This window comes from Enterobacter sp. CP102, assembly GCF_025152625.1.
In the GTDB taxonomy this organism is placed as follows: domain Bacteria; phylum Pseudomonadota; class Gammaproteobacteria; order Enterobacterales; family Enterobacteriaceae; genus Enterobacter; species Enterobacter soli.
In genome coordinates, this window is the sequence record NZ_CP104014.1 from 387,549 (window position 1) to 400,772 (window position 13,224).

Consider the following 13,224-nt stretch of genomic DNA (forward strand, 5'->3'; position numbering starts at 1 on the left):
TTATACACAGGCTGTGAATATATCAGGCGTCCCGCGTAAGCCCTTTTTCAATCACCCTCACCAGACGTTGTTTTTGCGGTAACTGCACTTCGACCACGCAGGCATTTCGCTTCTCGATTTGCTGCGCAATCGCCCACTCTATGTGTTCGTCGAGAAGTGGGTGCTCACCTCTACGACTTTCCAGTGCCTGAATGTTGGCTTCATCCCAGGGGGCGTTACCCAGAGCAACAGCCACATTTCGTAGCCAGCGTAAATGGCCGATACGGCGGATAGCTGAACCTTCAGTGACTTTCAGGAACCAGGCCTCGGTCCAGGCGAACAGCTCGATAAGCGGCGGGGAATGCAGTGCCTTGCGCGGACTAAAGTCCTCTTCATCGGTCAGCTGTGAATACCGGTTCCACGGACAAATTAGCTGACAGTCGTCACAGCCGTATATCCGGTTGCCAATGAGCGGACGGAACTCTTCCGGGATAGCGCCTTCCAGCTCGATAGTGAGATAAGAGATGCAGCGGCGAGCGTCAACGGTGTAGGGCTCAACAATCGCGCCCGTCGGGCAGATGGTCATACAGGCCACACACCGCCCGCAACCTTCCTCCACCGGGCCATCTACCGGCAGCGGCAAATCGATGAGTAGCTCGCCCAGAAAGAAGAATGACCCGGCATCGCGGCTAAGGATAAGTGAGTGCTTACCTGTCCAGCCAAGCCCGGCTTTTTCTGCGATTGGGCGCTCAAGAATAGGCGCAGAATCGACAAAGGGTCTAAAATTCAGCGAAACACAGTGCTGCTGAATAGTTTCCCCAAGTTTTTTTAAGCGGTTACGCAGAAGTTTATGATAATCACGCCCCAGGGCGTAACGGCTGACGTAACCCAAAGAGGGATTTTTTAGCGTGCGGGCAAACGCCGCGTTGGCCGGCAGATAGTTCATGCGCACGCTAATGACACGTAATGTGCCCGGCAAAAGCTCGTGTGGACGCGCACGCATCATGCCATGACGCGCCATCCACTCCATTTCGCCGTGGTATTGTTTGTCCAGCCAGGCCTGAAGTTTAGGCTCGCTGGCGGAAAGGTCTGTGTCTGTAATACCGACCTTCTGGAAGCCAAGCTCAGCGCCCCACTGTTTAATTTTTTGCGCTAACTGATTGAGATCGAGGGGCTGTGACATGACGGACCATACTGTGAAGAAAAACCCCGCAAGTATACCACATTCCATCTGGGATGCGGATGACCTCCGCCGCGCTGAAAAAGAGGCAGCAGACAGTCTCGGCCTCACCCTTTATGAACTGATGCAGCGCGCAGGTGAGGCGGCATTTACCGTTTCCCACGCCCTTTATCCCCAGTCGACACACTGGCTCATTTTATGCGGCCACGGCAATAACGGCGGGGATGGCTATGTGGTCGCCCGGCTGGCTGTGGCAGCGGGTATTCGAGTGACATTACTGGCACTGGAGAGCAATAAACCGCTGCCGGAAGAAGCCGGCGCGGCGCGTGAAGCCTGGCTGAACGCGGGAGGTGTTATTCATGCGTCTGATATCGCCTGGCCCGATGACATCGATGTGATTATTGATGGTCTGCTGGGCACCGGGTTGCGCAGTGCGCCGCGCGAAGGTGTTGCGGCGTTGATAGAACAAGCCAATGCCCACTCTGCGCCGGTGGTGGCGCTGGACATTCCATCCGGGCTTATCGCGCAAACCGGGGCCACACCCGGCGCGGTTATCAAGGCCTGCCACACGGTGACGTTTATCGCCCTCAAACCCGGTCTGCTGACCGGTAAAGCGCGTGACGTGGTGGGTGTGCTGCACCATAACGCTTTGGGGCTGGAAAACTGGCTTGCCGGGCAGGAAACACATCTCGCTCGCTTTGAGGCCTCAATGCTGGCGCAGTGGTTGCCACCGCGACGCCCGACATCCCATAAAGGCGATCATGGCAGGCTGGTGATTATTGGCGGAGATTACGGAACCGCCGGTGCCATTCGCATGGCAGGTGAGGCCGCAGTGCGCAGTGGTGCCGGATTAGTGCGAGTGCTTACTCGCATCGAAAATATCGCCCCGATTATCACCGCGCGCCCGGAATTGATGGTGCATGAGTTAACCCCTCAGACGCTGGAAGAGAGCCTGGAATGGGCGGATGTCGTGGTCATTGGCCCCGGGCTTGGACAGCAGGCCTGGGGTAAGCAGGCGCTACAAAAAACCGAGAATTTTCGTAAACCGATGCTGTGGGATGCCGATGCGCTGAACCTTCTGGCAATCAATCCTGATAAGCGTCACAATCGCATCCTGACGCCACACCCCGGCGAAGCCGCGCGATTACTCAATTGCAGCGTTGCAGAAATTGAAAACGATCGCTTACTTTCTGCACAGCGTCTGGTAAAACGTTACGGGGGTGTTGCCGTTTTAAAAGGGGCGGGAACCGTCGTGGCCTGTGACGATGCGCTGGGCATTATCGATGCCGGTAACGCGGGAATGGCGAGCGGCGGTATGGGCGATGTGCTCTCTGGCATCATAGGTGCATTGCTCGGACAGAAACTTCCCCTATATGATGCAGCCTGTGCGGGCTGCGTGGCGCACGGTGCGGCCGCAGACAAGCTTGCGGCGCAATACGGTACACGCGGAATGCTGGCCACCGATCTTTTTTGCACGCTAAGGCGTGTTGTTAACCCGGATGTGATTGACGTAGAAAATGACTAATCGAGCGATTCCTTTACCTGACGAACAGGCAACTTTAGATCTCGGCAAGCGTGTGGCGCAGGCCTGTCAGGGTGCAACCGTCATTTATCTGTATGGTGATTTAGGCGCGGGTAAAACAACCTTCAGCCGTGGCTTCTTGCAGGCGTTAGGCCATAACGGCAATGTAAAAAGCCCAACGTATACGCTGGTCGAGCCTTATACGCTTGAAAACCTGATGGTGTATCACTTCGACTTATACCGTCTTGCGGACCCGGAGGAGCTGGAGTTTATGGGGATCCGCGATTACTTTGCCAACGATGCCATCTGCCTGGTGGAGTGGCCGCAACAAGGTGCGGGTGTGTTACCTGACCCGGATGTCGAAATTCACTTAGATTACCAGGCACAAGGGCGTGAGGCACGCATCAGTGCTGTTTCCTCATCAGGTAATTCCTTACTGGCTCGTTTAGCCGGTTGAGCTTAGGGATAACGGGATGATTAATCGCGTTAAAGGTTGGTTATTAGCTGCAACGGTGCTGCTGTGCGCGCACGCCGGGGCGGCCAGTCTCTCGGATATTCAGGTATCGAACGGTGAAAACCAGGCGCGGATTACGTTCAGCTTTATGGGCGATCCTGAGTATGCGTTTTCACAAATCGATAGCCACAGCGTGGCGCTGGATATCAAGCAAACGGGTGTGGTCCAGGGGCTGCCGCTGCAATTTAGCGGGAATAACCTGGTAAAACGTATTCGCTCTGGCACGGCAAAAGACGATCAGTCGCTACGACTGGTGGTCGATTTGACCGAAAAGGGCAAAACGCAGGCGGTGAAGCAGCAAAATGGCGCGAACTACACGGTGATCTTTACCATCAATGCTGATGCGCCACCGCCGCCGCCACCACCGCCAGTGGTGGTAAAACGCGTGGAAGAGCCGGTATATACGCCGCGGCCATCCACACCGGCACGTAATCCGTTTAAATCTGACAATGACCGTATTACTAGCGTCACCAGCAGCAATACGGCAACACGCCCTGCGGCCAGTACGCGCGTGGTCAGCGGCGATAAAGTGATTATCGCGATCGACGCCGGGCATGGCGGGCAGGACCCAGGTGCTATCGGGCCGGGCGGCACGCAGGAAAAAAATGTCACTATCGCGATTGCCCGTAAGTTACGTGCGTTGCTCAACGATGACCCGATGTTCAAAGGCGTGCTGACCCGTGATGGCGATTATTTTATCTCCGTGATGGGGCGCTCGGATGTGGCGCGTAAACAGAATGCGAACTTCCTGGTGTCAATTCATGCGGATGCCGCGCCAAACCGTGATGCCACAGGGGCGTCTGTCTGGGTGCTTTCCAACCGTCGCGCTAACAGCGAAATGGCCGGCTGGCTGGAACAACATGAGAAACAGTCCGAACTGTTAGGCGGCGCGGGTGATGTGCTGGCAAACAGCCAGTCAGATCCGTACCTCAGCCAGGCGGTGCTGGATTTACAATTCGGCCATTCGCAACGCGTCGGGTATGATGTGGCAACTAACGTATTGAGCCAGTTGCAAAGTGTGGGTGTGTTGCATAAGCGTCGCCCGGAACATGCAAGCCTGGGCGTGTTACGTTCGCCAGATATTCCATCCATCCTCGTCGAGACGGGCTTCATCAGTAATAACGGTGAAGAGCGCTTGCTGGGGAGCGATAGCTATCAGCAGCAGATTGCTGATGCGATTTATAATGGTCTGCGCAAATACTTTGATGCGCATCCGTTGCAGTCCGCGCCACAGGGCGGTGCAGGGCAGACGGCCAGTGCGGTGCTGCCGGGTGAGATGACCGCAACCAATTAAGGAGCATTCATGCCGATTCAGGTTCTACCGCCGCAGCTTGCGAACCAAATCGCCGCCGGTGAGGTGGTGGAACGACCTGCGTCGGTGGTGAAAGAGCTGGTGGAAAACAGCCTCGATGCGGGCGCAACCCGCATTGATATTGATATCGAACGCGGCGGCGCAAAGCTTATTCGTATTCGTGACAACGGCTGTGGCATCAAAAAAGACGAGCTGGCGCTGGCGCTGGCGCGTCATGCCACCAGTAAAATTGCCTCGCTTGACGATCTGGAAGCCATCATTAGCCTCGGCTTTCGCGGCGAGGCGTTGGCCAGTATCAGCTCCGTTTCCCGTCTGACGCTGACCTCCCGCACGGCTGAACAGCAAGAAGCCTGGCAAGCCTACGCCGAAGGGCGCGACATGGACGTGACGGTCAAGCCCGCGGCCCATCCTGTCGGCACCACGCTGGAAGTGTTAGATCTGTTCTACAACACGCCTGCCCGGCGCAAATTCATGCGCACCGAAAAGACCGAGTTTGGCCATATCGATGAAATTATCCGCCGCATCGCGCTGGCGCGATTTGACGTCACCATTAACCTCAGCCATAACGGCAAGGTGATGCGTCAGTACCGTGCCGTGGCAGAAGGTGGGCAGAAAGAGCGCCGCCTGGGCGCCATTTGTGGGACGCCGTTTCTGGAGCAGGCGCTGGCGATCGAATGGCAGCATGGCGATCTGGCTCTGCACGGCTGGGTGGCCGATCCCAAAGCATCCAGCGCAGCATTCACGGAGATCCAGTATTGCTATGTAAATGGCCGTATGATGCGCGACCGCCTGATTAACCACGCCATACGCCAGGCATGTGAAGACAAACTCGGGGCCGACCAGCAGCCCGCGTTCGTGCTGTATCTGGAGATTGACCCGCATCAGGTTGACGTGAACGTGCATCCTGCCAAGCATGAAGTGCGTTTCCATCAGTCGCGTCTGGTGCATGATTTTATCTATCAGGGCGTGCTGAGCGTATTGCAGCAGCAGGCCGAACCCGCGCTGCCGCTGCAAAATGAAGAATCTGTACCGCGCCCGCTGCCGGAAAACCGTGTGGCCGCGGGGCGTAACCATTTTGCTGAACCTGCGGTTGCGCGTGAACCGGCAGCGCCGCGTTTCTCGTCGGCGGGGAACACTCCGCGCCCGACAGGGGCTAACTATCCAAACGCTCAGCCTGGCTATCAAAAACAGCAGGGGGCGTTGTACCGTAAATTGCTCGACACCCCAGCTGTGGAACGTAAAGAGCATATTGAGGTTCCGACACCTTCACTGGAAGGGCATAGCCAGAGCTTTGGCCGGGTACTGACGATTGTCGCTCCGGATATGGCGCTGCTTGAACGTGAGGGCAAGCTGGCACTACTGGCGCTGCCGGTTGCTGAGCGTTGGCTTAAGCAAGCGCAACTGACGCCTGGGGCAAATGCGGCGTGTGCACAACCGCTGTTGATCCCGGTGCGCTTAAAGATATCCCCACAAGAACTGGCGGTATTGCAGCGTGCGACAGAGCAACTCGCAGAGATGGGCATTGAATTTGTGTTAGAAGCACAGCATGTGACAATTCGTGCAGTGCCTTTACCCTTACGCCAACAAAATTTACAAAACTTGATTCCTGAACTGATAGGCTACCTGGCGCAGCAAACAACGTTTGTTGCCGCCAATACCGCACAGTGGATAGCGCGCCATCTGGCGAGTGAACACAATCCGTGGAGTATGGCGCAGGCGATTACCGTGCTGGCAGAGGTCGAGCGCCTTTGTCCGCAACTGGTGAAAACGCCGCCGGGTGGATTATTGCAACCTGTTGATTTACAAACGGCGATGACCGCCCTGAAACATGATTGATGTAAGCAAGGCGAGCCTGCCTAAGGCACTATTTTTGATGGGGCCAACGGCCTCCGGCAAAACGGCATTAGCCATTGAGTTACGTAAAGTTTTGCCCGTAGAGTTGATTAGCGTCGATTCTGCCCTCATCTATCGAGGGATGGATATCGGCACGGCAAAGCCGAACGCAGAAGAACTGCGCGCGGCACCGCACCGGTTGCTGGATATTCTCGACCCGTCGCAAGCGTATTCCGCAGCTGATTTTCGCCGCGATGCGCTGGCGCAGATGGCCGAGATAACCGCTGCGGGACGAATTCCGCTGCTGGTTGGCGGGACAATGCTCTACTTTAAGGCGCTGCTGGAGGGGTTATCTCCTTTGCCATCAGCGGATCCTGAGGTAAGAGCGAAGATTGAGCAGCAGGCGGCAGAGCAAGGATGGGACGTTTTGCACAAGCAACTGGAGGAGATTGACCCGGTTGCCGCAGCACGGATTCATCCAAATGATCCGCAAAGGCTTTCCCGGGCACTGGAAGTTTTTTTCATTTCGGGTAAAACTTTAACGGAACTGACGCAAACGTCAGGAGAAGCTCTGCCGTATCAGGTGCATCAGTTCGCCATCGCCCCGGCGAGCCGTGAACTGCTCCATCAGCGAATTGAGCAGCGTTTTCATCAGATGTTAGCTTCAGATTTTGAAGCAGAAGTGCGGGCGCTCTTTGCCCGTGGAGATTTGCATACGGATATGCCTTCCATTCGTTGTGTGGGATACCGCCAGATGTGGTCGTATCTTGAAGGTGAGATTTCATACGATGAAATGGTTTATCGAGGTGTTTGCGCCACGAGACAGTTAGCGAAGCGCCAGATCACCTGGTTACGCGGTTGGGAGGGGGTTCACTGGTTAGACAGTGAAAAACCGCAACAAGCGCTAAACGAAGTGATTGAGGTTGTTGGTGATATCGCTCACTGAATGTGTACAATTAAACCGTATCGTGCGCAATTTTTCAGAATCGCAAGGTTCTAAGTACAAAACAAGCATATAAGGAAAAGATAGAATGGCTAAGGGGCAATCTTTACAAGATCCGTTCCTGAACGCATTGCGTCGGGAACGTGTTCCAGTTTCTATTTATTTGGTGAATGGTATTAAGCTGCAAGGTCAGATTGAGTCTTTCGATCAGTTCGTGATCCTGTTGAAAAACACGGTCAGTCAGATGGTCTACAAGCACGCTATCTCTACTGTTGTTCCGTCCCGTCCGGTCTCCCATCACAGCAATAACGCTGGCGGCGGCACAGGCAGTAACTACCATCATGGCAGCAACGCGCAGGGTTCTTCAACGCCGGCGCAGGACAGCGAAGAGAACGAATAAGTTCTCCGGCTGTTATCCACACGGGGAGCCAGCGATCCTGCGTTCCCCGCTGATCTTTTTAGAGGGTTATACGCTTGTTTGACCGTTATGATGCCGGTGAGCAGGCGGTGCTGGTACACATCTATTTTTCGCAAGACAAAGATATGGAAGACCTCCAGGAGTTTGAATCTCTGGTCTCTTCCGCCGGTGTCGAAGCAATGCAGGTGATTACCGGTAGCCGTAAAGCGCCGCACCCGAAGTATTTTGTTGGTGAAGGTAAAGCAGTCGAAATTGCGGATGCCGTAAAAGCAACCGGCGCGTCAGTCGTGTTGTTTGATCATGCGCTGTCTCCAGCCCAGGAGCGCAACCTGGAAGCCCTTTGCGAATGCCGTGTTATCGATCGCACGGGATTGATTTTAGATATTTTTGCTCAGCGTGCGCGTACCCACGAAGGTAAGTTGCAGGTTGAGCTGGCGCAGCTGCGTCATCTGGCGACGCGCCTTGTGCGTGGCTGGACCCACCTTGAAAGACAAAAAGGCGGGATTGGTTTGCGCGGTCCGGGTGAAACCCAGCTCGAAACCGACCGCCGTCTGTTGCGTGGCCGTATTACCCAGATCCTCTCGCGGCTGGAAAGAGTAGAGAAGCAGCGTGAGCAGGGGCGTCGGGCGCGAACAAAAGCCGACATCCCGACGGTGTCGCTGGTGGGGTATACCAACGCCGGTAAATCCACCCTGTTTAACCAGATTACTGAGGCCCAGGTTTATGCCGCAGACCAACTGTTTGCGACCCTGGACCCTACGCTGCGTCGTATTGATGTTGCAGACGTAGGTGAAACCGTTCTGGCGGATACGGTTGGTTTTATCCGTCACCTGCCGCATGACCTGGTGGCGGCGTTTAAGGCCACATTGCAGGAAACACGGCAGGCGACTCTGTTGCTGCACGTCATTGACGCAGCAGACGTGCGTGTGCAGGAAAATATTGATGCAGTAAACGTGGTGCTGGAAGAAATTGACGCCCACGAAATCCCAACGCTGTTGGTGATGAACAAGATCGATATGCTGGAGGATTTTGAGCCGCGTATTGACCGAGATGAAGAGAACAAACCGATTCGGGTCTGGCTTTCCGCTCAGACCGGTATTGGTGTGCCACTGCTTTTCCAGGCTTTGACAGAACGTCTTTCCGGTGAGGTAGCCCAGCACACGCTGCGATTGCCGCCACAGGAAGGCAGGCTGCGCAGCCGGTTTTATCAGCTTCAGGCGATAGAAAAAGAGTGGATGGAGGATGACGGCAGCGTGGGGATGCAGGTGCGTATGCCGATCGTTGACTGGCGTCGCCTCTGTAAACAAGAACCTGCGCTGGTGGACTATATCGTCTGACCAGAAAGGGGATGCCTGAATAATTCGCCCTTGCATAACAAATATGGAGCATATACATGGCGTGGAATCAGCCCGGTAATAACGGACAAGACCGCGACCCGTGGGGAAGCAGCAATAATCAAGGCGGCAACTCTGGGGGAAATGGCAACAAAGGTGGTCGCGAGCAGGGGCCGCCGGATCTGGATGATATCTTCCGCAAACTAAGCAAGAAGCTTGGTGGCCTTGGCGGAGGTAAAGGTTCTGGCTCGGGTGGAAATGCTCCACAGGGGCCGCGCCCGCAAATGGGTGGCCGCATAGTGGGCATTGCTGCCGCTGCTGTGGTGATCATCTGGGCTGCCAGTGGATTCTACACCATTAAAGAAGCCGAACGCGGCGTAGTCACCCGTTTCGGCAAGTTCAGCCATCTGGTTGAGCCGGGCCTGAACTGGAAGCCAACGTTCATTGACGACGTGACCGCGGTAAACGTGGAGTCCGTGCGTGAACTGGCCGCGTCTGGCGTGATGCTGACGTCTGACGAAAACGTGGTGCGCGTTGAGATGAACGTGCAGTACCGCGTGACCGATCCTGAACGTTATCTGTTTAGCGTGACCAGTGCGGATGACAGCCTGCGTCAGGCAACCGACAGCGCCCTGCGTGGTGTTATCGGTAAATACACCATGGACCGCATCCTGACCGAAGGTCGTACCGTTATTCGTAGCGATACCCAGCGTGAGCTGGAAGAGACCATTCGCCCGTACAACATGGGTATCACCCTGCTGGACGTTAACTTCCAGGCTGCTCGTCCGCCGGAAGAGGTGAAAGCGGCGTTTGACGATGCGATTGCTGCACGTGAAAACGAACAGCAGTACATCCGTGAAGCGGAAGCCTACACCAACGAAGTGCAGCCGCGTGCTAACGGTCAGGCGCAACGTATTCTTGAAGAAGCGCGTGCGTACAAGACTCAGACCATCCTGGAAGCTCAGGGTGAAGTGGCTCGTTTCGCGAAGATCTTGCCTGAATATAAAGCGGCTCCGGAAATTACCCGTGAACGTCTGTATATCGAGACCATGGAAAAAGTGCTGAGCCATACGCGTAAAGTACTGGTTAACGACAGCAAAGGTGGAAACCTGATGGTGCTGCCGTTGGATCAGATGCTGAAAGGCGGTTCTGCGCCTGCGGCGAAGTCGTCAGACACCAGCGGTGCTAATAACCTGCTGCGTCTGCCGCCAGCCTCATCAGGCAGCTCCAGTGCGACCACAACGCCTTCTTCGAACGATGGTGACATCATGGACCAACGCCGTGCTAACGCGCAGCGTAACGACTACCAGCGTCAGGGGGAATAAGGATGCGTAAGTCAGTTATTGCGATCATCATCATCGTACTGGTCGTGCTTTATACCTCTATTTTCGTTGTGAAAGAGGGTGAACGTGGGATTAAGTTCCAGTTCAGCAGCGTCGTCCGTGATGGTGACAAGCGTCCGGTGATTTATGAGCCGGGTCTGCACTTCAAGGTGCCTTTCATTCAGTCGGTGAAAACGCTCGATGCGCGTATCCAGACCATGGATAACCAGGCCGATCGTTTCGTGACCAAAGAGAAGAAAGACCTGATCGTTGATTCTTATATCAAATGGCGTATCAGTGATTTCAGCCGTTACTTCCTGGCGACAGGCGGTGGCGATGTTTCTCAGGCAGAAGTGCTGTTGAAACGTAAGTTCTCTGACCGTCTGCGTTCTGAGATTGGTCGCCTGGATGTGAAAGACATCGTGACCGACTCCCGTGGTCGTCTGACGCTGGAAGTGCGTGATGCGCTGAACTCCGGTACTGCGGGCACGGAAGACGAAGTTTCTACCCCGGCCGCGGATGACGCGATTGCCAAAGCAGCAGAACGTGTTCAGGCTGAAACCAACGGCAAAGTGCCGGTGATCAACCCGAACAGTATGGCTGCACTGGGTATCGAAGTGGTTGACGTGCGTATCAAGCAAATCAACCTGCCTGCTGAAGTGTCTGAGGCGATTTACAACCGTATGCGCGCTGAGCGTGAAGCGGTAGCCCGTCGTCACCGTTCACAGGGGCAGGAAGAGGCTGAGAAGCTGCGCGCTGCCGCGGACTACGAAGTGACCAAGACGCTTGCTGAGTCTGAACGTCAGGGTCGTATCCTGCGCGGTGAAGGTGATGCCGAAGCGGCGAAACTGTTCGCTGATGCCTTCAGCCAGGATCCAGACTTCTATGCCTTTATCCGTAGCCTGCGTGCTTATGAGAATAGCTTCCAGAGCAACCAGGATGTGATGGTGCTCAGCCCGGACAGCGATTTCTTCCGTTATATGAAGACGCCAGCTAACGCAACGCGATAAACTCAGGCTCGTTTGAGTATTCAAACCACCGCTCTCAACGGAGCGGTGGTTTTCTTTTATAAGGAATCAAAATGAATTCAACGATCTGGCTGGCGTTGGCGCTTGTTTTAGTCCTGGAAGGGTTGGGCCCAATGCTTTATCCGCGTGCCTGGCGTCGAATGATCGCCACAATGAGCCAGCTTCCGGATAATATTTTGCGCCGATTTGGCGGCGGTCTTGTGGTTGCCGGCATTGTTATCTACTACATGTTGAGGAAAACGATTGGCTGATCAAAAAGTGGTCGGATTTGGCATGTTTTGGGGTCAAAAAGTGCTGTATATCTGAAAAAGCGATGGTAGAATCCATTTTTAAGCAAACGGTGATTTTGAAAAAATGGGTAACAACGTCGTCGTACTGGGCACCCAATGGGGTGACGAAGGTAAAGGGAAGATTGTTGATCTTCTGACTGAACGGGCTAAATATGTTGTACGCTACCAGGGCGGTCACAACGCAGGCCATACTCTCGTAATCAACGGTGAAAAAACCGTCCTCCATCTTATTCCATCAGGTATTCTTCGCGAAAACGTCACCAGCATCATCGGTAACGGCGTTGTGCTGTCTCCAGCTGCGCTGATGAAAGAGATGAAAGGTCTGGAAGACCGTGGTATCCCTGTTCGTGAGCGTCTGCTGCTCTCTGAAGCGTGCCCGCTGATCCTGGATTATCATGTGGCGCTGGACGTAGCGCGTGAAAAAGCGCGTGGCGCGAAAGCTATCGGCACCACTGGCCGTGGTATTGGGCCAGCTTACGAAGATAAAGTTGCACGTCGCGGTCTGCGCGTAGGCGACCTCTTCGACAAAGCAACCTTCGCTGACAAACTGAAAGAAGTGATGGAATATCACAACTTCCAGCTGGTGAACTTCTACAAAGCTGACGCTGTTGACTACCAGAAAGTGCTGGATGACGTCATGGCGATTGCTGACATCCTGACCGGTATGGTTGTTGATGTGTCCGATCTGCTGGACCAGGCGCGCAAGCGTGGCGATTTCGTCATGTTCGAAGGTGCGCAGGGTACGCTGCTGGATATCGACCACGGTACCTATCCGTACGTAACCTCCTCTAACACCACCGCAGGTGGCGTGGCGACCGGCTCTGGTCTGGGTCCACGTTATGTGGATTACGTTCTGGGTATCATCAAAGCTTACTCCACTCGCGTGGGTGCGGGTCCATTCCCGACTGAACTGTTTGATGATATCGGCGAGTTCCTGTGCAAGCAGGGTAACGAGTTTGGCGCGACCACCGGTCGTCGTCGTCGTACCGGCTGGCTGGATGCGGTTGCAGTGCGTCGTGCAGTGCAGATCAACTCCCTGTCTGGCTTCTGCCTGACTAAGCTGGACGTGCTGGACGGCCTGAAAGAAGTGAAAATCTGTGTGGGCTACCGGATGCCAGATGGCCGCGAAGTGACTACCACTCCGCTGGCAGCTGACGACTGGGAAGGCATCGAGCCAATCTACGAAACCATGCCGGGCTGGTCTGAAACCACCTTCGGTGTGAAAGAGCGTAGCGGCCTGCCACAGGCAGCACTGGATTACATCAAGCGTATTGAAGAACTGACCGAAGTGCCGATTGATATTATTTCTACCGGCCCGGATCGTACTGAAACGATGATCCTGCGCGACCCGTTCGACGCATAATCTTCGTGAATGCTGGCCTGCGGGGTGACCCGTAGGCCGGATAAGCGTAGCGCCATCCGGCGACCGCTCCTGGATCTCCGCTTTTTCGCCCCGTCTGTCAAATAAATTAGCCCCTAACTATCTGGCTGGTTTATCATCATTAATGAATATCTCTGCGGTTTGACCGCGTTTTCCCTTTTTCCTGAG

12 protein-coding genes are annotated in these 13,224 nt (G+C 55.0%); 11 read left to right on the top strand and 1 reads right to left on the bottom strand.

The features are described from left to right. Nucleotides 1-22: 22 nt before the first annotated feature. Nucleotides 23-1,162, bottom strand: a complete 1,140-nt coding sequence (queG, locus tag N1249_RS01845) for a tRNA epoxyqueuosine(34) reductase QueG (protein ID WP_259834070.1) — start codon at nt 1,160-1,162, stop codon at nt 23-25. Here queG and nnr point away from each other — a divergent pair. From nnr to N1249_RS01900, 11 genes are all read left to right on the top strand, one after another. Then, the gene (nnr, locus tag N1249_RS01850; protein WP_259834071.1) at nt 1,161-2,684 is read left to right on the top strand and encodes a bifunctional ADP-dependent NAD(P)H-hydrate dehydratase/NAD(P)H-hydrate epimerase; all 1,524 of its coding nucleotides are present in this window, start codon (nt 1,161-1,163) and stop codon (nt 2,682-2,684) included. The two genes, queG and nnr, sit on opposite strands and share 2 nt — an antisense overlap. Continuing rightward, nucleotides 2,677-3,138, top strand: a complete 462-nt coding sequence (tsaE, locus tag N1249_RS01855; protein ID WP_014068611.1) for a tRNA (adenosine(37)-N6)-threonylcarbamoyltransferase complex ATPase subunit type 1 TsaE — start codon at nt 2,677-2,679, stop codon at nt 3,136-3,138. Before nnr ends, tsaE begins: the two co-directional genes overlap by 8 nt. Nucleotides 3,139-3,154: 16 nt before the next feature. Then, nucleotides 3,155-4,489 carry an N-acetylmuramoyl-L-alanine amidase AmiB gene (gene amiB, locus N1249_RS01860; protein WP_259834072.1) on the top strand — a complete coding sequence of 445 codons (1,335 nt, stop codon included), beginning with the start codon at nt 3,155-3,157 and terminating at the stop codon, nt 4,487-4,489. 9 nt (nt 4,490-4,498) lie between these two features. Further along, complete coding sequence (gene mutL / locus N1249_RS01865) at nt 4,499-6,343, top strand: DNA mismatch repair endonuclease MutL (protein ID WP_259834073.1); 1,845 nt, start codon at nt 4,499-4,501, stop codon at nt 6,341-6,343. Further along, complete coding sequence (miaA, locus tag N1249_RS01870) at nt 6,336-7,286, top strand: tRNA (adenosine(37)-N6)-dimethylallyltransferase MiaA (RefSeq protein ID WP_259834075.1); 951 nt, start codon at nt 6,336-6,338, stop codon at nt 7,284-7,286. Before mutL ends, miaA begins: the two co-directional genes overlap by 8 nt. Nucleotides 7,287-7,371: 85 nt before the next feature. Further along, entirely contained in the window at nt 7,372-7,683 is a 312-nt protein-coding gene (gene hfq, locus N1249_RS01875; protein WP_014068615.1) for an RNA chaperone Hfq, read from the top strand. Nucleotides 7,684-7,757: 74 nt separating this feature from the next. Further along, on the top strand, nt 7,758-9,038 hold the full coding sequence (gene hflX, locus N1249_RS01880; RefSeq protein ID WP_014068616.1) for a ribosome rescue GTPase HflX: 1,281 nt from the start codon (nt 7,758-7,760) through the stop codon (nt 9,036-9,038). 56 nt (nt 9,039-9,094) lie between these two features. Further along, nucleotides 9,095-10,360 (top strand): FtsH protease activity modulator HflK, encoded by a 1,266-nt coding sequence (gene hflK, locus N1249_RS01885; RefSeq protein WP_259834078.1) that lies wholly within the window; start codon nt 9,095-9,097, stop codon nt 10,358-10,360. 2 nt (nt 10,361-10,362) lie between these two features. Next, entirely contained in the window at nt 10,363-11,367 is a 1,005-nt protein-coding gene (hflC, locus tag N1249_RS01890) for a protease modulator HflC (RefSeq protein WP_014068618.1), read from the top strand. Between the two features lie 71 nt (nt 11,368-11,438). After that, nucleotides 11,439-11,636 (top strand): DUF2065 domain-containing protein, encoded by a 198-nt coding sequence (locus tag N1249_RS01895; RefSeq protein ID WP_003855996.1) that lies wholly within the window; start codon nt 11,439-11,441, stop codon nt 11,634-11,636. Nucleotides 11,637-11,739: 103 nt separating this feature from the next. Next, nucleotides 11,740-13,038 (top strand): adenylosuccinate synthase, encoded by a 1,299-nt coding sequence (locus tag N1249_RS01900; RefSeq protein ID WP_014068619.1) that lies wholly within the window; start codon nt 11,740-11,742, stop codon nt 13,036-13,038. Nucleotides 13,039-13,224 lie beyond the last annotated feature (186 nt).